This window comes from Psychrobacter sp. AOP7-B1-24, from assembly GCF_052376215.1.
Taxonomy (GTDB): Bacteria; Pseudomonadota; Gammaproteobacteria; order Pseudomonadales; family Moraxellaceae; genus Psychrobacter.
This window is the reverse complement of record NZ_JBQSVL010000042.1, coordinates 1-25,811: the sequence shown is the minus strand read 5'-3', so window position 1 is coordinate 25,811 and position 25,811 is coordinate 1. Positions and strand designations below refer to the sequence as shown.

Genomic DNA, 25,811 nt, shown 5'->3' with positions numbered 1-25,811 from the left:
AACCCTACAAGCACAGCAGCGGTTTTGTACTTAATTTTAAAAATATCCATCAGTGCATAAGCAGGTGGTACCACATTGTTTAAAATATTGGTCGTCACCTGAGCAAAAGCAATGAACAGCATGGTAATCACAAGTAAAGGCTTATTGTCTACTGCACTCGAAAACACTTTGATAGGATCAACCTCACCTGTGGCACTGGTCACCATTAGTCCAATCAAACCCATAAAAAGCGTTGCCGGTAATATCGAGTTTGCATAAATAGCCACTTGACGAAACAGACCAACCTCTTCCTTTAGCTCACGTGAATAGTCTGAGACGTTCAACATCATGGTGCTGTACACGCCCAAAAACAACATCGTAGCACCCCAAAAAGGTGTGCCCCAAGTTCCTTCTACATTTATAAGGTTGGTCGATATGGCATCACCATATTTATTAATGACGCTAACGAACATATAGATCAAAGAACCGATAATAAAAATCGAGCCAATGTTTTCAAGCCATTTAATACCATGAAAACCAAGAACAGATAAACCAATTTGTAAAAACTGAAAACCAATAAAGAATGCGACAAGATTACTATAACCAAACAACGCATCGGACACTAAGTTCAATGCGCCTGCACCTATCCAGCTCTGAAAACCAAACCACACAATAGCGGGAACTGAGCGAACCAAGGCAGGAATACGGCTCCCAGAAAAACCAAATGCAGAACGGCACTGCACCATAAATGGAATACCGTATTTATGGCCGGCGCGACCATTAATCATTAGTGCAGCACCAATCACGGTACAACCAATCGCAATAGCTAAGACGACTTGTAACAAGTTCAACGTACCGACCAGACCTGATCCGACGGTAAACGTACCAATGGACACACAACCACCCAACCATGCAAACAAATAGGACCATGGGCCCATGATGCGAGTGGTTTGAGGTGCTAGACTCTCTTGACCAATGGCCTTATGTTCAAGAGAGTCTACGCCTGGCGTGATTGTATTACCTTTTACATTTCCCATCACCTTCTCCTTCCCTAAAAAGTTTATTGAAAAAATCTATAGTGCGATTACAAGTTGCTTAGCTTCGAGTCGTTAATGACTTACATATTAATGACTTACATATTCAGTTATCCTTGATTTAACTTTTAATGGGTTGTGCATAAGCACCAACCTTGCTAGTTTTCAGACCACAACCGACCAAGGCCTCAACCATACGTACTGCAACCGTTACTCCATCAATAACAGGAACCCCTGTCTCTTTCGTCAACCACTCTGTTAAATCAGCCATTCCCGCACAGCCTAATACCACTGCTTCGCAATTATCTTCTTCTACAGCACGTAGAATCTCATCACGAACTTTTTCACGTGCGCCTGAATTAGGTTCTTCTAGTGCAAGTACTGGTATGGCCGCAGAACGTACACGTCGGCATCGATGGGATAATCCGTAACCATGAACCAACTCTTCAATAATAGGTATAGAGCGCGGTAGCGTCGTGACCACACTGAACGAAGTTGATATCATACTTGCCGCTTTTACTGCCGCCTCACAAATACCGAGTACAGGTCCGGAAAAAACCTCGCGGCAAGCATTAATACCTGGATCATCAAAACACGCCACTACCACACCATCGACGCCTTCAGCTTCAGCTTGCTGTACGCGATCCAATAGGCCTGGTACGGATATCGCCTCATCATAATGACCTTGAATAGAAGCCGGTGCATTTGTGCCCGAAGCACTGATAAGAACAGTATCAACACTTACTTTTTGACGAGCACTTTCTACAATTTTATCTGTCATAGATACCGTTGAGTTTGGGTTCATTACTAAAATCTGCATAAAATTTCACTCTTCGTGGTTTTTGATATGGGAAAATAAAATATTGTTAATAATTATTGTTAACTATTTTTGTTAACAATACAATAGATAACTTCATTTTTGTTGTTAAAAGGAGGAGAGCACACTATAATTCCGGCTATGACTACATCAAAAACCAAAAACTTAAAAACGCAAATTGCTGAGATGCCAGAACAGGCAATCATTAACTCAATCACGTCTGCAGTATCAGAACAGCGCCTACCTGCCGGAACAAAACTTGGTGAGCAGATGCTGAGTAATTTATTCAACTGTAATAGGGCAAATGTTAGGCGCGCACTCTCGACCCTTGCTACTATGCATGTCGTACAAATACGACCTAACAAAGGTGCATTTGTCGCCACACCCTCTCCTAAAGAAGCAGAAGATGTGTTCGAAGCTCGTCGTACTATTGAGCGCACTTTGGCTTGCAGCGTGATTAAAAATGCCGATGCAGAGGATATCGCTGATATGCGCCGTATGATTGCGTCTGAGGCCGAGGCGCGGAAACAAGGAAATAAGCCTGCGGAGCTACGATTGTCACGAGAGTTCCATATGAAATTAGCGACTATTGCAAAAAACCAAGTACTAGAAAAATTTTTAACCGAACTAACATTGCGCACCACATTGATTATTGGTTTATATAATGAAGTGGGCTCTTCTAGCTGTGCCGAAGATGAGCATTTAGGTATCGTAAAAGCGATTGAAGCAAGAGACGAACAAAAACTTATTTTATTGATTGATGAGCATCTTTATCATTTGCAGTCTAGTCTTAACTTTGAACATAAAACAAACGCCTTTTCTACATTGGCAGAGCAGCTGACGATTGCTACCACTTAGACATGCTCTGTCTTTTAATTATGCATTTTGTACCTTGAACGTTTTAAGCATTTTGAATCAATTGCAGTAAATTGATTCAAAGTATGACAACTTATTCATATCAAACAGGGTTTTTAAATTTCAAACACACCTTTTCCTGCTCAACACAGACCTTCTTACGCCCTATTTTTAATCGGTGATTTGCCCTATAATAGATGGCTTTGATTGCATTAGCCGTCCTGACAGATTTAGAAATCATCGTTTTACGTATTGAATTGTATGACCATCTTTTTACTATATAACTAGATAAAGACACTACTTATGACCGAATCTATCGACTATAAAGACACGTTAAACCTTGCAGACACGCCATTTGCGATGCGTGCAAACCTCGCCAAACGTGAGCCAGACTGGCTTGCTGCTTGGGAAGCAGATGATGTGTATGGCAAAATTCGCCAATCACGTATCGGTGCTCCTAAGTATATTTTGCACGATGGCCCTCCATACGCCAACGGTCAGATTCACTTAGGCCATGCCGTCAATAAAGTACTGAAAGACATCATCGTAAAATCAAAAACCTTATCAGGTTTTGACGCGCCTTATGTGCCCGGCTGGGATTGTCATGGTCTACCAATCGAACAAAAGGTCGAAGCCAAAGTCGGTAAAGTCGGCAAAAAAGTTTCTGCAACGGAGTTTCGTGGTCTATGCCGTGAATATGCGAGCACCCAAATCGAACTACAAAAAGCAGACTTTAAACGTTTGGGCGTATTCGGCGATTGGGACAACCCTTATCTAACGATGAACTTTCACCAAGAAGCCAATATCGTGCGTGCACTGGCCAAAATCTATGAAAACGGTCACGTCACTCGTGGTATGAAACCCGTCAACTGGTGCTTAGACTGTGGCTCTGCGCTAGCAGAAGCCGAAGTTGAATACCAAGACAAAGTATCCGACGCCATCTATGTAAGCTTTGACGTGCTCGATACTGACAAGGTTGCAGCCTTAGCTGACTTGGGCAATATCGCTGCCATCATTTGGACAACGACTCCTTGGACGTTGCCTGCCAACCAAGCCATCGCCGTCAGCCCTGACAGTGACTATAGTGTCGTCGCGACTGAAAAAGGCAATTTTTTACTGGCTGCAGATCTCGTCGAAACAGCAGTAGAGGAACTTAAATTAGAAAATAAAGGTATCTTAGCAACGATATCAGGACGTGAGCTTGAAGGTCTGCGCGCCCAGCATCCATTGATTGAAGACCGCCAAGTGCCACTTATCTTAGGCGATCATGTGACTACCGATAGTGGTACTGGCTTAGTCCATACTGCACCCGGTCATGGTCTCGACGATTATATCGTGGGTCTTCAGTATAACTTGCCAGTTGAAAACCCAGTGAGCGGCACAGGTGTCTATTTAGATAGTGCTGCGGTGTTTGCTGGTGAACACATCTATAAAGCCAATCCAAAAATCATTGCGGCTTTACAAGATAACGGTCACTTAATCAACCATACCAAAATTGAACACAGCTATCCGCATTGCTGGCGTCATAAGTCACCTATTATCTTCCGTGCAACGCCGCAGTGGTTTATCAGTATGGAAGCCAAAGGTCTGCGTGAGCGTGCACTTGCTGACATTCCTGCCGTCAATTGGACGCCAGCATGGGGACAGAACCGCATCGAATCTATGATGAATGGTCGCCCTGATTGGTGTATTTCACGTCAGCGTACGTGGGGCGTGCCCATCACTTTCTTTACTCATAAAGAAACAGGTGAGCTACATCCAAACACGCTTGAGCTGATGGAAGTCGCAGCACAGAAAATCCATGAAGGCGGTGTTGAAGCTTGGTTTGATGCCAGCTGTGAAGACTTCTTAGGCAGCGAGGCAGCTGACTATGATAAAGCAACTGATACCCTAGATGTCTGGTTTGACTCAGGGACAACGCATTTTGCAGTACTCGATCAGCGTGATGAATTGACCAACCCAGCTGACATGTATCTAGAAGGATCTGATCAACATCGCGGTTGGTTCCAGACGTCATTGCTAACATCCGAAGCCATATATGAGCGTCCACCATTCAAACAGGTATTGACCCATGGTTTTGTGGTTGATGAGAATGGCCGCAAGATGAGTAAATCACTGGGCAATATCATCAAGCCACAAGATGAAATCAATAAAACAGGCGCAGATATGTTGCGTCTATGGATTGCCTCTAGTGACTACCGTTACGAGATGAGTGCTGGTAAGACAGTATTTAAAGGTGCGATCGATATGTATCGCCGTATCCGTAACACCCTACGTTTCTTGCTTGCCAATACTGATGACTTTGATCCAGCAACCAATAGCATTGATGTCAATGAGCTGGTGAGCCTTGATAAGTTCATCATTGAGCGCGCGCAAACCGTGCAAGCACAAATCATCAGTGCTTACGATGCGATGGATTTTCACCAAGTCACCCAGTATATTACTGCGTTCTGCTCGCAAGATTTGGGTAGCTTCTATTTAGATATTATCAAAGATCGTCAGTACACCACGCAGACAGATGGACAGCCGCGCCGCTCTGCGCAAACGGCTATTTATCATATCGCTCATGCGTTGATTCGTTGGATTACACCGATTTTGTCATTCACCGCGCAAGAAGCGTGGGAAGTGTTAGAAGGTAAAAACGGCAATGAAGCAGGTTATGTCTTTACCGAAGAATGGTATAACTTCCCAGCTCTTGAGCTAAGCGCTGTCAGTAACGACGACTGGCAACGTATCATGCGCGCAAAAGATATGGTCAATAAACATATCGAAACCGCTCGCGGCGAAAAAATCATCAATGCCAACCTATCTGCTGATGTCACCCTATATGCTGACGGTGCGATGCATGAAAGCTTGGCTAAGCTTGGTGAAGAGCTGCGCTTTGTACTCATTACCAGTAGTGCTACCTTAAAGCCGATGAGCGACGCACCTGCTGAAAAAGTAAATGCAGAAGCTCAAACTGAAGGTAATACAGAAGAATCTACAGATTTAGTGGTAGATATCAGTGCCGCCGCTGGTACCAAATGCGTACGCTGTTGGCATATCCGTGATGACATTGGCACCGATAGCACGCACCCTGAGTTATGCGCACGCTGCGTGACCAACGTCAGCGGTGATGGCGAGGTGCGTCACTATGCCTAATTCAACAGAACCATTAGAACAAAAGCAGACTCAGAGCGATGGTTCACCTGAGCCTGCTCATGCAACGATAGGCAATTCGTCAACGCCGAAAGGTCGCTTGACAAAGACACCAAAAGTTATCGCTAATGGCCCTCGCGCGTTTACGTGGTATCTGCTGTCATTGGTCGTCATCATTATTGATCAATGGACGAAATGGTTGGCTGAAACCAAGCTGACGTTTCATGAGCCAGTGCCCGTGATTGAGCCATTCCTTAACTGGACATTGGCGTATAACTATGGTGCTGCCTTTAACTTTTTGGCAGATGCTGGTGGTTGGCAGAAATGGTTTTTTTCGGGATTGGCATTGGTAATGTCACTATTTTTAATCGTGTATCTGATTAAAGCACCTCGCAAAGCTACGCTGTTATCTTTCGGACTGGCATTGGTGCTGGGCGGCGCGGTTGGCAACCTCATTGACCGCCTACTACATGGTCACGTTATCGACTTTATCCATGTACATAATGCGGATGTTTGGCATTATCCTATCTTTAATATTGCAGATATGGGCATCAGTATCGGTGTAGCAATGATTGTCATTGATATGTTGTTTTTAGAAAAGAAGCGTGAAATGCCACGATCATAACCGTCTACAGCTAGAGATATTAATTCAATTTATAAATAAAAAAGGTGGGTTACGAATGCGTAAGCCACCTTTTTTTTGGCTTATGATTTCGATACGTTAAGAAATAAGATCTACTCCAATCAGGCTAGCGGTACAATTGCGTGCTTGTAAATGAAAGTCATGACTCTACGTATTTACTATAGTGAAGATTGCTTATGAGCTACGACTTAGCTATATTATTTCTTATCGATACACAAAGTTTGCCTTATAGCAGCTATGAAAAAAATTATGACACAATATCCAGCGTTGGAAGTTAAACATAAATCAGGAGAAGAGTTTTTTCATATTGAAGGAGAGCCTCTTAATGAAAACTTGTTGTCATTTTGGCAATGGTCTAGCTCTGATCTAGTAAGTAACACTATGAGAGGTATTTTAGCAGAATATATTGTTGCATCTGCTCTCGGTGAGAATCATAGTCATAGAACAGAATGGGATGCATATGATATTAAAACTAAAGAAGGTATTAAAATTGAGGTGAAATCTGGTGCTTTTATTCAAACATGGCATCAAAAAAAATTATCATCCATTCAATTTAATATACGTCCTACTGTATGCTGGAATTCTCAAACAAACACCCGTTCAAATGAAGTTATACGACAAGCAGATATTTACGTATTTTGCCTGCTAATACATAAAGAACAAGATACGATTGATCCACTTAATATGAATCAATGGCAGTTTTATATTTTATCTTCGGATGAACTAAATCGGTCTCTTGGAGCACAAAAGACTGTTGTACTATCTAGTCTACTTCGACTTAACCCAATAAATGCTACTTATTCAGAATTACCTTCTGCAATAAAACGGTTAGCTAACGAAGATGTTAAAAATCATCCATAAAAAAAGCGTAGGCTAAATCAAGATTGTGATATTCAGCAAACATTAACAAGTCATTTAAAAAGCTATGACTTTTCAAATTTTCATTCTAGGTATGCGCGTCAAAATCTTACCGCTGACTATGAATAAATGCTTCTATATTAAAGAATCTAGCAAGTTTTTTAAGGTCTCTAACCCACCACCAGCAATTACAAACAACAATCCTGCCATGTTAATAACAACGGTCAAATAATAGGTCACACGAAACTCAGGCTTTTGTGATTTGTGACGCAGATACGTCTGCGCAACCATTGCCCCTACCCAGCCGCCAAGCGCACTAAGTAGATGTAGCGTAGATTCAGGCGTTCGCCAATCACCACTTTGAGCGGCGGCTTTGTCTTTGGCATACATCGCATAGGTGATAATGCCCAATGCGGCATACCAACCGACCACTAGCCAATTCAGTTTATCCATGACTGCCAACAGGATTAAGACACCATAAAACCCAGCACCTAAAAACAACCTTTTCTTTTGTCCTGCTTCAAACTCTGCTTGCGCGCTTCGCTTATGGTTACGCTGACGTATTTGTTGATTCTTTTTTGCCATTTTCTGTTGGACAAAGCTGAGCTCTTGCACATCTTTTGCTTGCATTCGCCCTTGATTGTCTCGACCAAGTGTAAAAACCACTTGCTCACCGACATCCGGACGACGACGCGCTTTGAACTCATTGATATGAAAGAATAATGAGTCACCATTCTCTGTTTCAATAAAGCCAAAACCTTTATCGTCTTGCCATTTTTTAACTTGCCCCTGCTGTTTACTAGCCATCGATATGCCCATTCTCTCTTAAATTCGCTAAATACGTAGTCAATCTCATGTAAATCAGATACGCTTTCATACTTGCTCAGCCGATGAGTTGTAGTATTTCAATCGCCTGTCTAGTATAGTCAGCCCTAAATAAAAGAGGCACAACCACTAGATATGGGCTACATTTTTCTTGCTTGCTGTGCCTACGCAGACAGAGGCTGCGCAAAATGTAACCCGTATCGCTGTATTTATTTCATAGTGGATTGACTATATATGAACTGTCCTGATATGAACCTTCCTGAGCCGACTATAGTACACTATTTGCGTTACATTTTTTACGCTTACATACGCTGTCAGATGACTTATCATTTCTTATATTATTTTTTGATTTAACATCCCAATTTCGCAACGAATGGCCTTTGACTATGACCGACTCACAATTTATCAATCCCAATGAAGACACCCGTATCACACACGGTAGCCTAGTAAAACTGCATTTTGAAGTATCACTAGAAAACGGTACGGTGATTGACTCTACTTTTAGTCGCGATACACCGGTAAGCTTAACCATTGGCGATGAGAGCTTGTTGCCAGGCTTTGAGCAAGTATTAATGAACCTACGTGCAGGGGACACTCGTACCGCCCATCTTGAGCCAGAACAGGCTTTTGGGGAATGGAACCCTGACAATATTCAACATTTCAGCCGTACTCAATTTGCATTAATCGCGGACAATCCAGAGATTGGTATGATGGTGGAGTTTGAAGACAAAGGCAAAAACACCTTGCCTGGTACGATTAGCGCTATTGACGATGACCAAGTCGAAGTGGACTTTAATCACCCACTTGCAGGACAGTCACTGCTGTTTAAAGTGAAAGTATTTAAAGTGACACCACCTGGTGTGACTGGTATCAAACTGATGTAATCATTCAAAAACTCTTTAGACGTTCACTAATACAAAAATGAGTGGCTATAAAAACAATTCAAAAGGAGGTTCGCATGCAATATCAAGAATTGCCGCAGCTCAACGAAGAAGTTTCTAAAATCTGTCTAGGAACAATGACTTGGGGACAGCAAAACACTGAGTCCGAAGCACACGAACAAATGGACATGGCATTGAGCGAAGGTGTCAACTTTTGGGATACAGCAGAGATGTATCCATCGCCACCGGATAAAGACAAGCAAGGCGACACAGAACGCTTTATGGGCACTTGGTTTAATAAAACCAAACAGCGTAACAAAGTCATTCTTGCCAGCAAAATATCACCAATGGGGTTTTTGCGTGATGGGCAGACGCGTTTCAATGCCAAACAAATCAGTGGTGCCATCGATGACAATCTTAAGCGCCTGCAAACAGACCATATCGATATTTATCAGCTGCATTGGCCTGAACGCCAAACCAACTTTTTTAGTCAGCTTGGTTATACCGAAGAGATGGCAGCGCAACCACTAGAAGATTTGACACCTTTTTTAGAAACCATTCAAGCGCTAAATGATGAGATTAAAAAAGGCCGCATTCGTGCTTATGGTTTATCGAACGATACGGCTTGGGGACTCATGCGCTACCTTTGGGAAGCGGATAAAAATGGTTTGATTCCACCTCTTACGGTGCAAAACCCTTATAGCCTATTGAATCGCTTGTATGAAATCAATATGGCTGAGATTGCCCATCGTGAAAACGTCGGTCTACTTGCCTATTCTCCACTAGGCTTTGGTGTCTTATCTGGTAAGTATCTTGATGGTAAACGCCCAGCAGGCGCACGTCTAACCATGTATGATCGCTTTGCCCGCTATACCAATGAAGAGGCCATATCAGCCACCGTTCAATATGCCAAGATTGCCGCTGATGCAGGCTTAGATATGGCACAAATGGCATTGGCTTTCGTTAACTCCCGTCATTTTGTCACCAGTAATATCATTGGTGCAACCACGTTAGAGCAGCTCAAATCTAATATTGATAGTGTTGATTTAACCCTAAGCACAGATGTATTGGAAGCGATTGAAGCGGTACATACGCAGCATCCAAACCCTTCACCTTAAACTATCAACTGATTAAATTATCAATTGATGACAGCTTTCTAAAATAAAAAGGCGCAAATCGCGAGAACTATCACTGCGATTTGCGCCTTTTTTATTTTTGCTCACTTATCAATTAAAGCAAGCCTGATATTTAAGAAAACTTATGCTTTAGATACTTTTTCTTGAGCCAATTGCTCTAGAGCTGTTTTAGTTAGCACTCGATTATGCAACTCAGTCAAACCTTCTTGCATACGTGCTTGCAATATATTGGTCATCTCGCTCTTATTCAACCCTTTTGGATCTATCGGTTCAAGCGGTAATACATATGCAGTGATGTCTTTGCTATCAAGTACTTTTTTTAGACTGTCTTTCATCGTTAGCTTACCGTAATAAGGTAACTCTTTACTCAATGTACCGTCCTTATTGACATAAGTAATTACTAAAGGACGAACTGGTACATCAGCGTCTATCGCTGCTTGTAGCAGCTTACCATGAATACGCTTGATTTTTTTTCCATCGGTTGTGGTTGCTTCTGGAAAAAATATGACAGAATAGCCTTTTTTGAGAAAGTCAGCAATTTGCTCAGCAACCGAGCCTGCATCACCGGAACCACGCTCAATAAACACCGTACCTGCCGCATGAGCCAACTTACCAAATACTGGCCACTCACCAATTTCTGCTTTGGATAAAAAGAAGGCTGGACTCAGCGTCCCTACAACCGGAATATCCATCCATGACACATGATTAGAGACCCATAAGCCATGGTGCTGCTCTACTCGTTCAACGGCAACAACTTTTACGCCAAAAGAGCCTGCCATCTTACGACAAAAGGTCTGAATATAGCGCGGCAATCTCTCACGTGGTGGCTGTCTAAAAGCACCGATACGTTGGGCTGTTCTTAGCCCTCCTGCGATTGTTGTTGTCATACCAGCGATTTTTTTACCGCGACCAAACTGCTGTCTGAGTGAAAAGCCTGACTTGGATTGGCTCATCTGTATCCCTCGTGATTAAAATCATATGATTGTATATTTTAAGCAAACGTAGCGAGTATAACAAAATTTAGCCAGTCAGTGATGATTTGTTCACTGAGTTACGAAGTGCTTTTGTTGGTATTTTATTCAATCACCTGCTCTGTAACATAAAAATATCGATAATTGGACCAATACGCTTTAACATCAAGCAATCAGACCTTATATAAGAGGTTATATAAAAGCTATTCCGACGTTTGTTAAAACGTTTGTTAGATTAGGGCGTGTTGAACATTCAAATGTGGTGCTGGCAGCAACTATTTTTCAGACAATATGCAGTGAAATTTTTGATGCCTAGTCATTCTAGGTGAAACAATTTCGCCATATATTGGCAAAAAATAATACTGCCCCAAAGGGCTGATGCTAAAATCACCCCAAACGTCGTTACAAGCCTAGTTAAAGTCTCGACATTATCGTCGGCTTGCGCCTAGTTTGGTGCAATTTTAGCAATCAGCAGCCCTAATATTTGAATGTTCAACACGCCCTAATATCATAGCGACATATCTACTTTATTAAATAGGTGACAATCTTTGGATTATTTTGAAAGACATGAAGGTGGCGAGCGCGCCATTATAGTACATTTAGACATCCGCCAAATTCAGGATCCTGACGATCTTGGTGAGTTTGAGCTGTTGGCAGACTCAGCAGGGGCAGATCGCTTGGCACTAGTAACTGGTTCACGTGCACGTCCCGATGCCAGATACTTCGTAGGTAGCGGCAAAGCAGAAGAGATAGCAGAAATGGTACGCGAGCATGATGCCGATATCGTGCTTTTCAACCACAGTTTATCGCCCTCACAAGAGCGTAATATCGAAGCGTTGGTAAAATGCCGCGTGCTAGACCGCACTGGTCTGATTTTGGATATTTTTGCTCAGCGCGCCCGTACCTATGAAGGTAAGCTACAAGTAGAGCTTGCGCAGCTGAATCACTTATCGACGCGTTTGGTACGTGGTTGGACGCATTTGGAACGTCAAAAAGGTGGTATCGGTCTGCGTGGGCCAGGGGAAACCCAGCTTGAGACCGATCGTCGCTTGCTACAAGTGCGCGTCATGCAGCTCAAAAATAGAATCGAGAAAGTCAGACAGACACGTGCGCAAGGTCGAGCCCGCCGTCAAAAATCAGACGTACCGACTATTTCACTTGTTGGTTATACCAATGCTGGCAAGTCCACCCTATTTAATCGTTTGGTCGATGAAAATATCTATGCGGCTGACAAGCTATTTGCGACACTCGATCCGACGCTACGCCGTTTAGACTGGCAAGGTGTGGGACGTGTGGTGTTGGTCGATACAGTAGGTTTTGTCCGTCATTTACCACATGAGTTGGTCGAGTCGTTTCATGCCACATTAGAAGAGACATTAGAGGCAGATTTATTGCTACATGTTATCGATTCGTCTAGCGAAGACATGCATGAGCAAATTCAGGCGGTCAAAGATGTGCTGGCTGAAATTGATAACGATGTGCCTGTACTCAATGTGTATAACAAAATTGATTTAACGGATGAGCCTGCACGGGTCGGTTATGCTAGCGAAGGGCAACCTAATCGAGTTTATGTTTCCTCTAGAGAAAACTTGGGCATTGAAGAATTATCATTGGCCGTGCAACAGTTGCTCACTGGCACACTGACTACTTTTGATTTGACGCTTCCCTATCATGCAGGACAATTAAAAAACACCTTATATGAGCTCGGTGTCATTCAAGAAGAAAGCTATGATGACAGTGGTCACGAGTGTTTAACCATTCGCTTGCCAAGTGATAGACTCAGACAACTACTTGGTCAAGCCGATTTAGAGCCTGTAGATGTATTGCCATTAGCGCAGGCAACGCTACTAATGCCGATACTAGAAGAGTTTGAGCAGCCTGACGAAGATGAAGAAGAGCCAACAATGACTGCAGCTGAAGAACAAGCGTTTGATGACTTCGATGCGTTAAACACTGAAACAGAACATCCATCGAAATAGAAATATTTTAAATATAATATTGTAAAGGTCTGATTATAAAGCTATAAGAGCTAAACAAGACACAGCTAGTACCATATTCGACTGTTCAACAGGCCATAATAAGAGGATGATATCAATCGATGTCATCCTTTTTTGTGTGCTATATATCGTGAACACTGATATCTAGTCCAAACAACAAAGCACGGTATTACCTTATAGACTTTATTAGTTTGATCACTCTGTATATAATCATTTGTTATCTATTCAACAAACATTGATATATAGGACACATGTACTAAGGCATTATGACCTAGCGCGTGTCATTAATCAGCACATTAATAGATGTGGTGACCTTAAAATAGCTAAATTTTGCCAAACATCGTCAGCAATTTTGCCAATATATTCATATTAATGGCAATTGTTTCTTTGTTTATCTACAATTTTTCTCATTTTAAGCCTCACAATCTAATTCATGACACGCTCTAGTCTAATCTTGTAACTACCCTATATGTCTGACATGGCCAGCATTTCTTATGAAATCTACTCATCTCTCTAATATGCCCCTATGGCTTGCAATAATCCTGACTTTAGTAATGGTTATCATTGTCCGTGAGACAGCCGTTATTGTCTGTCAGTGGGCAGGTATCGAAAAAGCGGCCAATGTTGTCGGCTTGGTCGCTATGTTTTGCATTTTAATCACATGGCGATTACTCAAAGGCTTACCAAGCTGGCTAACGCAAGCCAGTAACCTTTTATTGGTTGATAGTGGCTTTGCTTTCTTGCCAGTCTCTGCGGGTGCAGGATTACTACTATTCGCCTTAGGTGAGGAGCTATGGGGAGTAATGCTAACAATTATGATCAGTACGTTAATTCCATTGTGGGGGCTGGCTATCCTTGCCAACAACTGGCTAAATAACGATATTGACCACACTACTATTGAAGAGCACAAATAATCGCTGTGAGTGATATAGAACAAGGAAATTGTGATGAGTTTTGACAATATATTTGTGGCGACCCTGGCAGCGATAGTACTAACCTTAGCAGCACACGTGATTGCTCGTGTACTGGCACGCAAGCTTGCATGGTTGCCAATGGTGATTACTGCGTTAGCCCTTGTCTTACTCTTTTTGTTCATTCTGCAATGGAATTACGATGATTATTATGATGTTGCCAAGCCCGTATTTGACCATCTATTAGGATATGTCACTGTATTACTAGCCGTGCCGCTAGCAGCGATGAATTTTAAGGGGTTGCCAGTCAAAAAACTGACACTAATCGTTGGCATTGCAAGTATGGTTGGTGCATTATTACCGATGTCATTAGCGTATCTACTGTCATTAAGTCACGACACCATTCTTGCCTTTGCGACACGTTCAGTGACCACCCCGATTGGTCTGAGTGTCGCTGATTTGATTGGAGCACCCCTTGCCCTAGCCAACTTAATTATTATTGTCTCAGGGCTTATCGGTGGTATGTTAGCGCGGTTTTTGTTTCGTGGTATCAATGATGATCGTGCCAAAGGTCTAGCACTTGGACTAGCCGCTCATGCTTTTGGTACTGTCGAAGCTTGGCAAATCAGTCAAACTGCGGGTCGTTATGCTGCATTCGGATTGGCAGTAAACGGTCTAGTAACCGCCGTCTGGGTACCCGTATTTATTAGTGCACTTAGTGGCTAAATGATCCATATAGCCCTAAAATTTTTCTAGCTGTTTCTTAATAGCCCACTCAAGTTATCTTCACTTTTTTACTAACAGGTTATATACCCTGGCATGAGGATCGGCCTACGGCTGAATCACCAAATTCAGAAGACATAGCATGTTGATTTAATTATAATTATCTTTATATATAATACTGACTGTTACGTCTTATTTGTAATAATCCTATGCGTTGAAAAGTTATTATATGTTATAGTAAACAACTATTATTTTTTGTATCTATTTTACGAGTGGTTTCTAGTTAGAAGTGATGTGTTCTGAGTTGCTATACCCTTTATAGAGCTCGCTACCAACACGATAACCGCTTAAACGCGCACAACAATGCGCCTATAGGCAAAATATTTTGCTATTACTCGATGAAAAGTGATAACCCTATGATAAATGTTACAACCCTAGTTACTCGCTGCTTGTCTCCTATCTTACTGACTACCCTTGCCCTATCGACTTTATCCGTTACTGCTCAAGCTGAGAACATAACGATTTATAAGGATAAAAATGGGAAAGTATTACTGACTAATGTCAATCCCAGTGGTAACTTTGATCAATTCACTAAAAAAGTACAAGTTACTTACTACAAAAGCTCTAAGTTATACGATGGTAGCAATAACAATAGTAATAACTACGGAAGCAGCGCCGCTAGTAATAGTAGTAGCCGTAATGCTTATGACAGCTACATTCGTGCTTCTGCCGAGCGCCATGGCGTAGATCCAGCGCTCATGAAAGCAATGATGCATACTGAATCAGCATTTAATCCCAATGCACGCTCACCAGTTGGCGCACAAGGTCTGATGCAACTAATGCCTGCCACTGCCCGCCGCTTTAAAGTAAGCAACCCTTGGAACCCAGCCGAAAATATCGAGGGCTCAGCTAAATATATCGCTTGGCTCATGCGTCGTTTTGACAATAGAGTTGAGTATGCTGTGGCAGGCTATAATGCAGGGGAAGGCAATGTCGATAAATACGGTGGTATCCCCCCCTTCAAAGAAACACAGAACTATGTTAAAAAGGTGATGAGCCGCTATCATAGTTTGTATAAAAATGATTCAGGCCTATATGGCGTGACTATGAGCGCTAGTAACCAAAACAATAATACAAGCAGTGGTCTTAAAAATGTCAGTTATGGCACCAGTAGTAATGGTAACAGTGCCAGTTATGTCAACTCAGCGTATGCTGCTTTACGCTAAAACATTAAGTCGCTAAAAAGCTAGCGTATGTAAAACAGTAACCCCAAGATAAGTAAGCTAGACATAAAAAAGCCCGTTAACTAATTAACGGGCTTTTTTATGTTTCTTAGATTCAAAAACAAGCTTGTTTAAACAATCAGCAAGCACTACATCAAGCAATTGATACAATGCTCACAATTAACATAGCGCTTACGATATTTTAAAACTTACTTGTTAGCTGCTTGAGTCGCAGCAACTTCAGCAGCAAAATCTTCTTGCTTCTTCTCAATGCCTTCACCAACTTCTAGACGTTTGAAACCAAGTACTTTAACGCCTTCAGATTTTAATACGTCACCAACTTTTTTATCGTTGTCCATAACGTATGGCTGACGTAGTAAAGTTACTTCGTCTAAGTACTTACGTAAGCCACCTTCGATCATTTTTTCAACGATATTGTCAGGTTTACCAGATTCTTTAGCTTTGGCTTCGATGATGTCTTTTTCACGTGCTAGTACGTCAGCAGAAACGTCTTCGTCATTAACCGCAACCGGGTTAAATGCAGCGATGTGCATGGCAAGGTTCTTACCAGTGTCTGCAGTACCACCTTCATAAGAAACAACCACACCAATACGTAGACCATGACGGTATGCAGCGATGTTTGCACCTTCAAGTACTTCAACACGGCGAACCTGAATGTTTTCACCGATTTTTTGTACTAATGATACACGTGCTTCTTCAACGGTTTGACCATCGCCATAAGGCAATGCAGAGATAGCGGCAACGTCAGTTACGTTATTCTCTAGGGCAATATTAGCTACTTTTTCTGCAAATGCAGTGAAGCTATCATCTTTTGCAACGAAGTCAGTTTGGCAGTTAACTTCTAACAAAAATGCTTTGTTTTCGCCTTGGGCAATGATGATTGCGCCATCAGCTGCGATGTTACCCGCTTTTTTAGCGGCTTTAGCTTGACCAGATTTACGTAGGTTATCAATAGCAACTTCAACATCGCCGTTTGATTCTTCTAACGCTTTTTTACATTCCATCATGCCAAGACCAGTACGGTCACGCAATTCTTTTACCATTTTGGCAGATACTTTTACTTCTGACATAAGAGTCACCTTAGTATTGTTATGTTGGATATAGTCAAGTCCGTATAAATCCGCTACGTCGTTATCCTCGCTAACCATACTAATGTATAGCTTGCATTTGGCTTACTTGTATTGAGATCATTTGGATTCAACTATAGTGCTTAACTTTTGCTAATATTTTTTACTGTATAGCCATACAATCTGATTGTATGATGTCACTGTTTCCGTGATAACCGTATCTATTGTAAATAGTCATCATAGACACTGTATAGTGCGGAAAAACATAGGCGATAATACTCGCCTACTAACTGCCTATCCATCAACAACAAGGCATGACGAGTAAAACTACATCATGCCTATTGTAAGCTTATACGCTGTTAATAACCTCATAAGTGTACTGATAGATACGCTATCAAATTATTCTTATTAAGTTAAACCTTTTCGGCCAGCTATTTATTCTGCTGGAGTTGCAGCTTCTTCTGCTTTGGCTTCAGCTGGTGCTTCTTCAGCAGCAGGTGCTTGCTCAGCTTTGCCGCCAGCTTGAGTCTGTGCATATTCTTTACCAGCAATAATAGCATCAGCCATAGAGGTAACATACAAAGTCACCGCACGGATAGCATCATCGTTAGCTGGAATGATGTAATCAACGTTATCTGGGCTAGAGTTTGTATCAACGATACCAATAACTGGGATACCCAAATTCTTGGCTTCTTTGATAGCAATCGCTTCATGATCCACGTCTACAACAAAGATAGCATCAGGTAGGCCGCCCATGTCTTTGATACCGCCTAGTGAACGCTCAAGTTTTTCCATATCGCGAGTACGTTCTAACGCTTCACGCTTAGTTAGCTTCGCGAAAGTACCGTCTTCTGATTGCTTTTCCAGCTCTTTTAGACGATTGATTGACTGGCGTAGTGTTTTCCAGTTAGTCAACATGCCACCTAACCAGCGATGGTCAACGTACGGCATACCAGCGCGGGCAGCTTGCTCACGGATGATGCCGCTTGCAGCGCGTTTAGTACCAACAAACAATACTTTGTTTTTCTTGGCAGCTAGGCCGTTTACATAAGTCAAAGCTTCATTAAACGCTTTTACTGTGTGCTCTAGGTTGATGATGTGGATCTTGTTACGTGCACCAAAGATGTATGGTCCCATTTTTGGGTTCCAAAAACGTGTTTGGTGGCCAAAGTGAGCACCGGCTTGTAATAAGTCGCGCATTTCGATTTTGGTTGGGTTCTTTGTAGCCATGTTAAATTTTCCTATTGGTTGGGTTATGCCTCCACATCACAAAAACTGCCTATCTAGCGACACGCATCTGCTAACGGTTAATGCTCATTAAGACAACACTAACTTTTATGCAAATTAATCAAGTCGCCAAACACCCAGCAATTCTTTGCCATGATGTGTGTGTCATTGGTTGGTTTAAAAAAGAAGCTATGATTAGAATTGGTAAAATATCAAACTCTAACTTATAAAATAGCTGCGCCATATTTTATCATATAATCTACAACAATCTCCAGTCATTTATTAGTATAACGCATTAAAATAAAAGCGAAATATAACCTTGTCTACAAACAAAAAAAGCGACACTAATGTATCACTTTTTAAAATTACTTTGACTGTATATACTTTGCTCTATATCTGATTATGCGATACAAATACCGATCACCGCTTTGTAACCATGCCAAGTAAAGGGAGTCACATAGCTTTGTCTATCTTTGGGCAAGTAAGACACACTCGGGACACCTTCAACGATGTGGGGTGGCGAGATAATAAACTCGGCACCAAACTCAGTACGAGCATTACCAGAGATGGTATTGGCCATTTCACCTAACAAATCTTTCATCATCTTGATTGATGAGTCAGGCTCACCCATAACTTTGATGATCTCTCGCAACATCACGCTTGGCGCACTGACATAGACACAACCCTCAAGCGGGCCCGATATCTCAATCACACCACTATAATCATAGCCAACGGCACTTCTGTTATGATTCAAATAAGGTGTGTCAATAGATACTTCTGAGCCGTCTATCTGTACAAAAAAAGCATTTATTGAGCTAAGAAACACACCTAATTTTTCTACTTTAACCATAATATATCCATCTTTATTGTGCGGCAGTATCGTTAATCTTGTAAGCAGACCACAATCTCGCCAATTTGCGAGTGCCAAGTGATGGGGATAATAAAAGAACGCTCATCGTTAGGCAACACAATACTTTGCGGAGAGCCTTTAAAGACCAGTGGCACCGATATATGAAACTCAGAGCCAAACTCTTTGCGTGCATTGCCTGCGATGGTATTAGCCACTTCTCCAGCCAAATCTATATAATTCTCATCACTTTTATCAGTTTCACCCATACTGTCCAATATAGTAGATAATAGCTGATGGGTTGCTGAGAAATATACCACGCCTTTTTGACCACCTGATATACCGATGACACCCGTATAGTCGTGAACTTTTGGCTGTTTATTCTCTAACAGATATGGGGTATCAGCGATAAGCTCTTCTTCCCCAAACTGATTAAAATAGTTACTAATAATACTCAAAAAAATCTGTAGCTTTTGTTCTTTCATAATGACATCTACTTAAGTCGTTGAAGGGTTTAGTCTTGCATTAGTTCATACAAAGACTCCACAAGCTCTTCCTCTGAAAAAGGCTTGCACAAAAATCCGCTGGCACCCAACGACAATGCCTCAATACCAGTGGCTTTATCAGACAATGCGGACACCACTAAAATTCGCACTTCAGGATCAATCGCAATGATTTTTTCAATGCACTCAAGTCCATCCATTTGCGGCATGGTCAAATCCATAGTAATCACGTCAGGACGATGAATATTGAACTTTTCAAGGGCTTGAACACCACTAGTCGCTGTCGCAACTAGCATAAACTCTCCTGAATCGTACGCGCGCTGTATGCGGTTTCTGATAATATTTGAATCATCAACAATCATTAACTTATGCATAACTGTTCTATTACCTTTAATGAAGTACTTGTCGTCCTTGACAATATAACCTACTGTTTTTGATTAAGCTTTAGGTAAAGTAATGACAAACCGTGTCATCTGACCCAGCTCACTATTTACATTAAGCTTGCCATTATACTCTTTTACTTGCGCTTTAATGATATCGAGACCAACACCGCGACCACCATCTTCATCCGTATCTTCTTTGGTAGAAAAACCTGAAGAAAATAGCTGTTTGAGTAATTGGCTTTGACTCAACTGACTGGCTTCTTCTGTGCTAAAGCGACCACTGTTGCTTAATTTATTACGAATACTATCATAGTCGATACCTTGACCATCATCTTGTACAATCAGTATAAAATTCGAACCACTGTCTTGTACTTCTAAGTCAACCGTTCCCACTTCGGCTTTACCAGCAGCTTGACGGACACTTGGTGATTCGACACCGTGCACCACAGCATTACGTAATAGCTGAATACTCATCTCTTTGAATGGCTTGGCGATAGACTCTGGTATCTGCACGTCACTAAGCGTACTGCTTTTTAACTGTACTTGCTTGCCTTGTCTCTCTGCAATGTCTGTCACAAACGCTTTATAAAAAGACAAAACATCATCATCTGTATCACTATCTAGATCAATATCTAGACCGCCATCCATCTCGATACTACCGATTGAATGATTTGGTATCTGACTCTCCACCATAACTGCATCAGACACACTGTGTTCAACGACACTCTCATCTAATTCAGTAGTTTGTTGTGTGGCGACGGGTTTTGCGGTGGTTGGTGCTGAGCGATTAATACGCTCACCTAACGTCGCAATAGTGTTCGACAGGCTCAATAAGTCATCTAAGTGCACCGCCAATGGTAAGAAGTCATTACCTGATAGCTGACCTTGATTTTGCAATGCATGCAGTTTGTCTTCCGCATCTGAAGCAATTTTAGTAAAGCTGTGTAGTTTCAGTGCAGAGGCCTCACCTTTTAAGCTATGCATCTCGCGATAGATGGCTTTCAACTTACCTTCGAGCTCGTATTGTGAACTACCAGGATTTTTCAAGATATTGTTCATTTTTTCGATATGCAACTGAGTATTAGTAATAAATTCATTAATAATCTTTGGATTTACATTCAAGATAGTGGTTAACATCTCAATCTGCATATCGTTTTGTGAGCGCTCTTTTTCTAAGCGTTGTTCTAAATGAACAGCATCTGATACATCGTTAACATTGACCAAAATACGAGCAATGTCTTTATCGTCATAAACACGTGAAAACTTGAAATCTAAGAAACGGTTATTTGCCGCTTTACTACCAGATGTATTGTGTAACATCACTTTATGTAAAGGGTTGAGAGAATCCACCAGTTTTTCTTTCACTCGTGGGTTATAAAGCTGTTCGATAAACTGCTGTGTGGTTTTCAAATCTTTATCAGAAATACGACCACGCAAGACGTTAGTAAAGTTCTCTCCTGATAAGCTGTCAGAACCGATAATGTCATTCAGCGCTCGAGAATGCTGCTGACCAATATTCAAGTCTTTATCAAGCAAAAATAGCCCTGTGTTTACCGTTTGCATAATCTCTTGTGTTTCTTGGCGAGCAGCTGCTGCTTCAGCATCTGTCTCACGTAGACGACGCACAAAGAAGAAAACGAACACTAGAAAGTAGGTAAAAATAGCGACAACACCCAGTAGCTGAATCAAGCGAATCGTATCTGCCTGACGTTCTGCACTAACGAATACGTCGTTGGTTAGATTATCTAAAGAATCATTGATAAACAAACTTGATGTTTTCGCCTGCTCAACCGCTTGAGTCAACTGATCGGCAGAGGGCACCATAATATTATCAGCGTTTTCTAGGTATGCTTGAATCTTAGGCTCTAGTGCCTTCCACTGCTCATTAGCGGCTGCGATATTTACTTGTGCATCACTATCAATTTTTGGCAAATCATGAGTACGACCATCAATATCTATCACCTCCCCACCTTGCTCAATGGCAGCAATTGATTCAGTAATGAGTGCGGTATTTCTCTCTAAACGAGTAAGTACTCGTTGTATGTGTGGTGACTTAGTATCCTCACCATAACTATTATTTAAATCAAAAAGATCTTTAATTACGGCCTGCGCATTATTAGCAACGCGGTTAGTTTGGTCAATTAAAGCCGTATTTCTCTCTAATAAACTTGACGTATAAAACGTAAATGCTAACAAGGCACCAATTAGAGATAAAAACAGTGCAATTGAAATAATCAGACCTTGATAGCGCTTATTGTCAACATTGGAGGTGGTTGCCATCTTCAGAATTCCTTAGTTCAATTGCGTAGTATTAGTATCAGAGTTGCTCTTATCAGCAGATGCAGATGCAGATGCAGGTACAGCCTCACCTAACCAGCGCTCTTCAATTTCCTTAAATGTCCCTTTTTCTTTTAGCTTAGCAATACCCTCATTAACCGTATTAATCAACTGAGTATTTTCTTTTGCCATTAATACGACTTGTTGCGCTGAAGGCGCGTCTGCCGCTTCATAAGGTACAATCTTCACTTTATGTTCTGGATAACCTTTTATGATGTACTGCAGCACTGGCATATCATATAAGAAAACATCAGTCTTACCTTGTATTAAGTCCTGATAAGCCAAAAATGCAGTGGATCTTGAAACCAACTCAACCGAATTACCCATCTGTTTTAGAGTATCTTCTTCTTTAGAACCTGCCAACGTACCGGTTTTTAGACCCTTTATATCGTCTAGTCCTTTTATATCAAACTTACCTTCCAAGTACATGATGGTAGCTGGGTTAAAAAAGTAAGGCGTTGATAGACCATATCTTACCGCTCGATCGTCTTTATAAGAGATACCAGAAATAGCTAAATCACGTTTTCCTGACTCCACACTATCGAACATATCTTGCCAAGTTTCTTTATAAAACTCGACCTTAAAGCCTTGCTCTTCTCCAATAGCTCTAATGGAGTCAACGTCAGTGCCTTGCATGTTGCCATAGTCATCTTGAAATGAGAAAGGCGGTAAATCACCTGTCATGGCGACCTTTAATGTTGGCGCCGTGTCAGGCAGATTACTAACAAAGCTGTCTTTATTTTCTGTTACTGGCGTACCAGTCGCATTGGCATTTTCTTGAGTGGAAGAGTTACTGCAGCCAAACAGGCCAACACTCAATACAATTGGAAACACTCTAAACAACTTTTTCATAATCTATCCTTAGATATAAATTTGTTAGTTACTCAAAAAACACATTAACGCCATCAAACTTCGAAAAATATTCAATTGTAATTAAATAGTTACAATATATAGTAGTTAGGTAAAATAAAAAATGCAATGATTAATTCAACAATAATGATATTCCTTAATATATATTAATAATTTAATTTTTGATCTGATGAAAGACTTGTATTTATAAGTTAATAAAAAAATGCCCAATATATATAATATATATTGGGCATTTTAAAAATTTGAATTTAATAATACTACTCTGCGTCATTCAAATCTAAGTTACGATCTATTTGCCAAATCAAGAAACAACCAAGCCCCATTAGTGCAAACATCGCAATACCAACTTTTAGCACAGGATTAACTGGAAATAGGTTTAACAATAACCCACCGAAAATACCAACTGAAAACATCAATGAGCCTTGTAGTGCACTTGCCATACCAGCACGGCTTTTTTGGAACGCGAGCGCAATAGCAGAAGCATTTGGCTGGGTTAGACCTAAGCCTGCTATACAGAAGAAAATACAGGCGAGTACCAATGGCAACCAAGCATCAGTACCCAAAAATAGACCTATTATAAATAGCACGCCTGCAGAAATAACCTGCATCATCGCACCAAAGCGCAAAATACTCAAAATGCGAAAGCGATTGGTCAACCACTGGTTCAATTGGGTTAAACCAACAAATCCCGCGGCATTCATGCCAAACAGCCAACCGAAATGCGTCGCTGACACGCCATAAGTATCCATAATCAATTCAGAGGCCGAGCTAATATAAACAAACATCGCTCCCATCAAAAGACCACCGCCAATCGCAGGATAATTGAATGTCGGATCTTTTAATAAGTCCCAGTACTGGCTAAGCACCTCTTTTGCAGGACGCACATTACGGTTTTCTTCGGTCAACGTTTCAAAGAAGAAAAATTTAGTCAGTAACAAATTGAGCGTACCAAAAGCAGCCAAAAACCAGAAAATAGAATGCCAGCTAAAAAACTGTAAAAATAGTGCGCCAAGCGATGGTGCTAATATTGGTGCCAATCCCATTACCAATATCATGATAGAAAATGCTTTTGCCGTTTGTTTGGCGGTCAGTCGATCACGAATCGCGGCACGAGTAACCACAGCTCCAACACATGCCCCAAGTGCTTGCATGGTTCGCCCGACAAATAACACATATTCATTATTCGTGGTTGCACAAATGATAGAGGCGATAACATATAACGTCATCCCAATATATAAAGGCTTCACTCGCCCTACACGGTCACTGAACGGCCCATAAAACAGCTGACCAAACACCAAACCCAAAAAATACGCGGGTACAGAGTTGGCCATAAAAGCAGTGGATACGCCAAAGTCATCTGCCATTGATGGTAGCGCTGGCAAATACATATCGATAGACAGTGGCCCTACCGCTACGATAAGCCCGAGCATCATAATCCATGCAACCGGTAGATCAGCAGAGTGCACTCGTTCAGAAGCAATAGGTTTATTCGATTGGGAAGGTTTTGAAGCAGACATATTGAGGCCGTTTTATATAATAATTATTTTATTATCCACACTATAGTTGTTTTCAGCTTTGACTTGATACGATGTATCAAGCACCGCTCACAAAAATAACAGTATAGTATGTAGTCACATGCGCGTTTACAGGCGGACAGTGCTATATCGCACTATCCGTTTATATTTCAATAGATAAATGACGTTAATAAAACAAATGTTAATTACTGAAAGATAAAATAAATAGCTCAGGATATGCCTAAAAACCTCAAACGGCAATCTGTTTTAGTAAAAACAAATTAACGAAACTGACGTTTGCTAAACGACGTACTGGCTTGCTTGGCTTTTCTAAGTGCCAACTTGCGGTTGCGACCAAGCATCATTTTGAGTTGCCACATTTTCTCTTTATATAGTGTTGTCGCAGGCTGATGATGCATAGCGTTAATAATGCGTTTACTCGCCAGCACTGCATCAGGTGAGCGCTCAGAAAATTCAGCAGCAAGCTGCTGTGCTTGTTCAAGTGGCTTGTCACTACAATGACTCACCAGACCTAAAGCCTGCCCTTCGTTAGCATCAATAATACGCGCGCTCATAGCCAGCTCTTTTAAGACATCTTCGCGCACGACGCCAAATGCAGATTGCGTTAAGCCCATATCAGGTACGAGTCCCCATTTAGCTTCCATGATAGAGAGCTGACAATCAGGATGACTAATACGCACATCGCAAGCGAGCGCTAGTTGCAGCCCTGCTCCAATACAGTAGCCTTCTAAGACCGCAATAACAGGTACAGGTAAATCACGCCACACCAGGCACACCCGTTGAAAGGCGCTCTGCCATGGTTTTACGAGTTCCCAAAATGCAAATGCTTTGTTTTTTGGATGGTTCAAATCACCCAAATCAATACCCGCACAAAACGTGTCTCCTGCACCGTTTAATATCACCGCTCGTATCGTTTGATCTTTTCTAATACGACCTGCCAAAGCAATCAGCTCGTTCACTACTTGGAAGCTCATGGCGTTTTTTTTGTGTGGGCGATTCAATGTGACCGTTAACATATTATCAGTGATAC

23 protein-coding genes are annotated in these 25,811 nt (G+C 41.6%); 10 read left to right on the top strand and 13 right to left on the bottom strand.

The window, feature by feature from the left end:
- Positions 1 to 1,016, bottom strand: a 1,016-nt coding sequence (locus ACT3QP_RS09520) for an NCS1 family transporter (RefSeq protein ID WP_444525311.1), incomplete at its 3' end; no start/stop codon positions are given.
- A 118-nt stretch (positions 1,017 to 1,134) separates the two neighbouring features.
- Entirely contained in the window at positions 1,135 to 1,833 is a 699-nt protein-coding gene (locus ACT3QP_RS09515) for an aspartate/glutamate racemase family protein (protein WP_442069833.1), read from the bottom strand.
- Between the two features lie 138 nt (positions 1,834 to 1,971).
- On the opposite strand from ACT3QP_RS09515, the gene ACT3QP_RS09510 reads away from it, so the two are divergent.
- The 4 genes from ACT3QP_RS09510 to ACT3QP_RS09495 all read left to right on the top strand — a co-directional run bounded on the left by ACT3QP_RS09510 (position 1,972) and on the right by ACT3QP_RS09495 (position 7,327).
- Complete coding sequence (locus ACT3QP_RS09510) at positions 1,972 to 2,688, top strand: GntR family transcriptional regulator (protein WP_444525310.1); 717 nt, start codon at positions 1,972 to 1,974, stop codon at positions 2,686 to 2,688.
- Positions 2,689 to 2,988: 300 nt separating this feature from the next.
- Positions 2,989 to 5,826: an isoleucine--tRNA ligase gene (ileS, locus tag ACT3QP_RS09505; RefSeq protein WP_444525309.1), complete on the top strand. Its 2,838-nt coding sequence runs from the start codon at positions 2,989 to 2,991 to the stop codon at positions 5,824 to 5,826.
- Entirely contained in the window at positions 5,819 to 6,448 is a 630-nt protein-coding gene (lspA, locus tag ACT3QP_RS09500) for a signal peptidase II (RefSeq protein ID WP_444525308.1), read from the top strand. The genes ileS and lspA overlap by 8 nt, the downstream gene beginning before the upstream one ends.
- A gap of 267 nt (positions 6,449 to 6,715) precedes the next feature.
- A complete protein-coding gene (locus tag ACT3QP_RS09495; protein WP_444525307.1) occupies positions 6,716 to 7,327 on the top strand; it encodes a hypothetical protein in 612 nt (203 codons plus the stop codon).
- Between the two features lie 132 nt (positions 7,328 to 7,459).
- Here the strand turns inward: ACT3QP_RS09495 and ACT3QP_RS09490 are convergent, their stop codons facing one another.
- Entirely contained in the window at positions 7,460 to 8,131 is a 672-nt protein-coding gene (locus tag ACT3QP_RS09490; RefSeq protein ID WP_444525306.1) for a DUF1294 domain-containing protein, read from the bottom strand.
- Positions 8,132 to 8,535: 404 nt separating this feature from the next.
- Between ACT3QP_RS09490 and ACT3QP_RS09485 the strand changes: the two genes are divergently transcribed.
- Together ACT3QP_RS09485 and ACT3QP_RS09480 are read left to right on the top strand one after the other, a co-directional pair.
- Entirely contained in the window at positions 8,536 to 9,033 is a 498-nt protein-coding gene (locus ACT3QP_RS09485) for an FKBP-type peptidyl-prolyl cis-trans isomerase (RefSeq protein WP_442073012.1), read from the top strand.
- Positions 9,034 to 9,107: 74 nt separating this feature from the next.
- Positions 9,108 to 10,148, top strand: a complete 1,041-nt coding sequence (locus ACT3QP_RS09480; protein WP_444525305.1) for an aldo/keto reductase — start codon at positions 9,108 to 9,110, stop codon at positions 10,146 to 10,148.
- A 140-nt stretch (positions 10,149 to 10,288) separates the two neighbouring features.
- Here the strand turns inward: ACT3QP_RS09480 and ACT3QP_RS09475 are convergent, their stop codons facing one another.
- Complete coding sequence (locus ACT3QP_RS09475; RefSeq protein ID WP_444525304.1) at positions 10,289 to 11,119, bottom strand: lysophospholipid acyltransferase family protein; 831 nt, start codon at positions 11,117 to 11,119, stop codon at positions 10,289 to 10,291.
- A 566-nt stretch (positions 11,120 to 11,685) separates the two neighbouring features.
- Here ACT3QP_RS09475 and hflX point away from each other — a divergent pair.
- The 4 genes from hflX to ACT3QP_RS09455 all read left to right on the top strand — a co-directional run bounded on the left by hflX (position 11,686) and on the right by ACT3QP_RS09455 (position 15,994).
- On the top strand, positions 11,686 to 13,116 hold the full coding sequence (gene hflX, locus ACT3QP_RS09470) for a ribosome rescue GTPase HflX (protein WP_444525303.1): 1,431 nt from the start codon (positions 11,686 to 11,688) through the stop codon (positions 13,114 to 13,116).
- Between the two features lie 512 nt (positions 13,117 to 13,628).
- Entirely contained in the window at positions 13,629 to 14,048 is a 420-nt protein-coding gene (locus tag ACT3QP_RS09465) for a CidA/LrgA family protein (protein ID WP_444525302.1), read from the top strand.
- 33 nt (positions 14,049 to 14,081) lie between these two features.
- A complete protein-coding gene (locus ACT3QP_RS09460) occupies positions 14,082 to 14,771 on the top strand; it encodes an LrgB family protein (RefSeq protein WP_192520424.1) in 690 nt (229 codons plus the stop codon).
- A gap of 413 nt (positions 14,772 to 15,184) precedes the next feature.
- Positions 15,185 to 15,994, top strand: coding sequence for a lytic transglycosylase domain-containing protein (locus ACT3QP_RS09455; RefSeq protein ID WP_444525301.1), 810 nt, complete (start codon positions 15,185 to 15,187; stop codon positions 15,992 to 15,994).
- Positions 15,995 to 16,200: 206 nt separating this feature from the next.
- Here ACT3QP_RS09455 and tsf read toward each other — a convergent pair whose 3' ends face one another.
- The 9 genes from tsf to ACT3QP_RS09410 form a co-directional block, all read right to left on the bottom strand.
- Entirely contained in the window at positions 16,201 to 17,082 is an 882-nt protein-coding gene (tsf, locus tag ACT3QP_RS09450) for a translation elongation factor Ts (RefSeq protein WP_444525300.1), read from the bottom strand.
- A gap of 432 nt (positions 17,083 to 17,514) precedes the next feature.
- Positions 17,515 to 18,309, bottom strand: a complete 795-nt coding sequence (rpsB, locus tag ACT3QP_RS09445) for a 30S ribosomal protein S2 (protein WP_192520448.1) — start codon at positions 18,307 to 18,309, stop codon at positions 17,515 to 17,517.
- 397 nt (positions 18,310 to 18,706) lie between these two features.
- On the bottom strand, positions 18,707 to 19,156 hold the full coding sequence (locus ACT3QP_RS09440; protein WP_444525299.1) for a chemotaxis protein CheX: 450 nt from the start codon (positions 19,154 to 19,156) through the stop codon (positions 18,707 to 18,709).
- Between the two features lie 32 nt (positions 19,157 to 19,188).
- The gene (locus tag ACT3QP_RS09435; RefSeq protein ID WP_192520450.1) at positions 19,189 to 19,638 is read right to left on the bottom strand and encodes a chemotaxis protein CheX; all 450 of its coding nucleotides are present in this window, start codon (positions 19,636 to 19,638) and stop codon (positions 19,189 to 19,191) included.
- 29 nt (positions 19,639 to 19,667) lie between these two features.
- Positions 19,668 to 20,030, bottom strand: a complete 363-nt coding sequence (locus ACT3QP_RS09430) for a response regulator (protein WP_444525298.1) — start codon at positions 20,028 to 20,030, stop codon at positions 19,668 to 19,670.
- 63 nt (positions 20,031 to 20,093) lie between these two features.
- A complete protein-coding gene (locus tag ACT3QP_RS09425; RefSeq protein ID WP_444525297.1) occupies positions 20,094 to 22,319 on the bottom strand; it encodes an ATP-binding protein in 2,226 nt (741 codons plus the stop codon).
- Between the two features lie 12 nt (positions 22,320 to 22,331).
- A complete protein-coding gene (locus ACT3QP_RS09420) occupies positions 22,332 to 23,228 on the bottom strand; it encodes a transporter substrate-binding domain-containing protein (protein WP_444525296.1) in 897 nt (298 codons plus the stop codon).
- A gap of 275 nt (positions 23,229 to 23,503) precedes the next feature.
- Positions 23,504 to 24,679 (bottom strand): multidrug effflux MFS transporter, encoded by a 1,176-nt coding sequence (locus ACT3QP_RS09415; protein WP_444525313.1) that lies wholly within the window; start codon positions 24,677 to 24,679, stop codon positions 23,504 to 23,506.
- A 362-nt stretch (positions 24,680 to 25,041) separates the two neighbouring features.
- Positions 25,042 to 25,797, bottom strand: coding sequence for a crotonase/enoyl-CoA hydratase family protein (locus ACT3QP_RS09410; protein WP_444525312.1), 756 nt, complete (start codon positions 25,795 to 25,797; stop codon positions 25,042 to 25,044).
- Positions 25,798 to 25,811 lie beyond the last annotated feature (14 nt).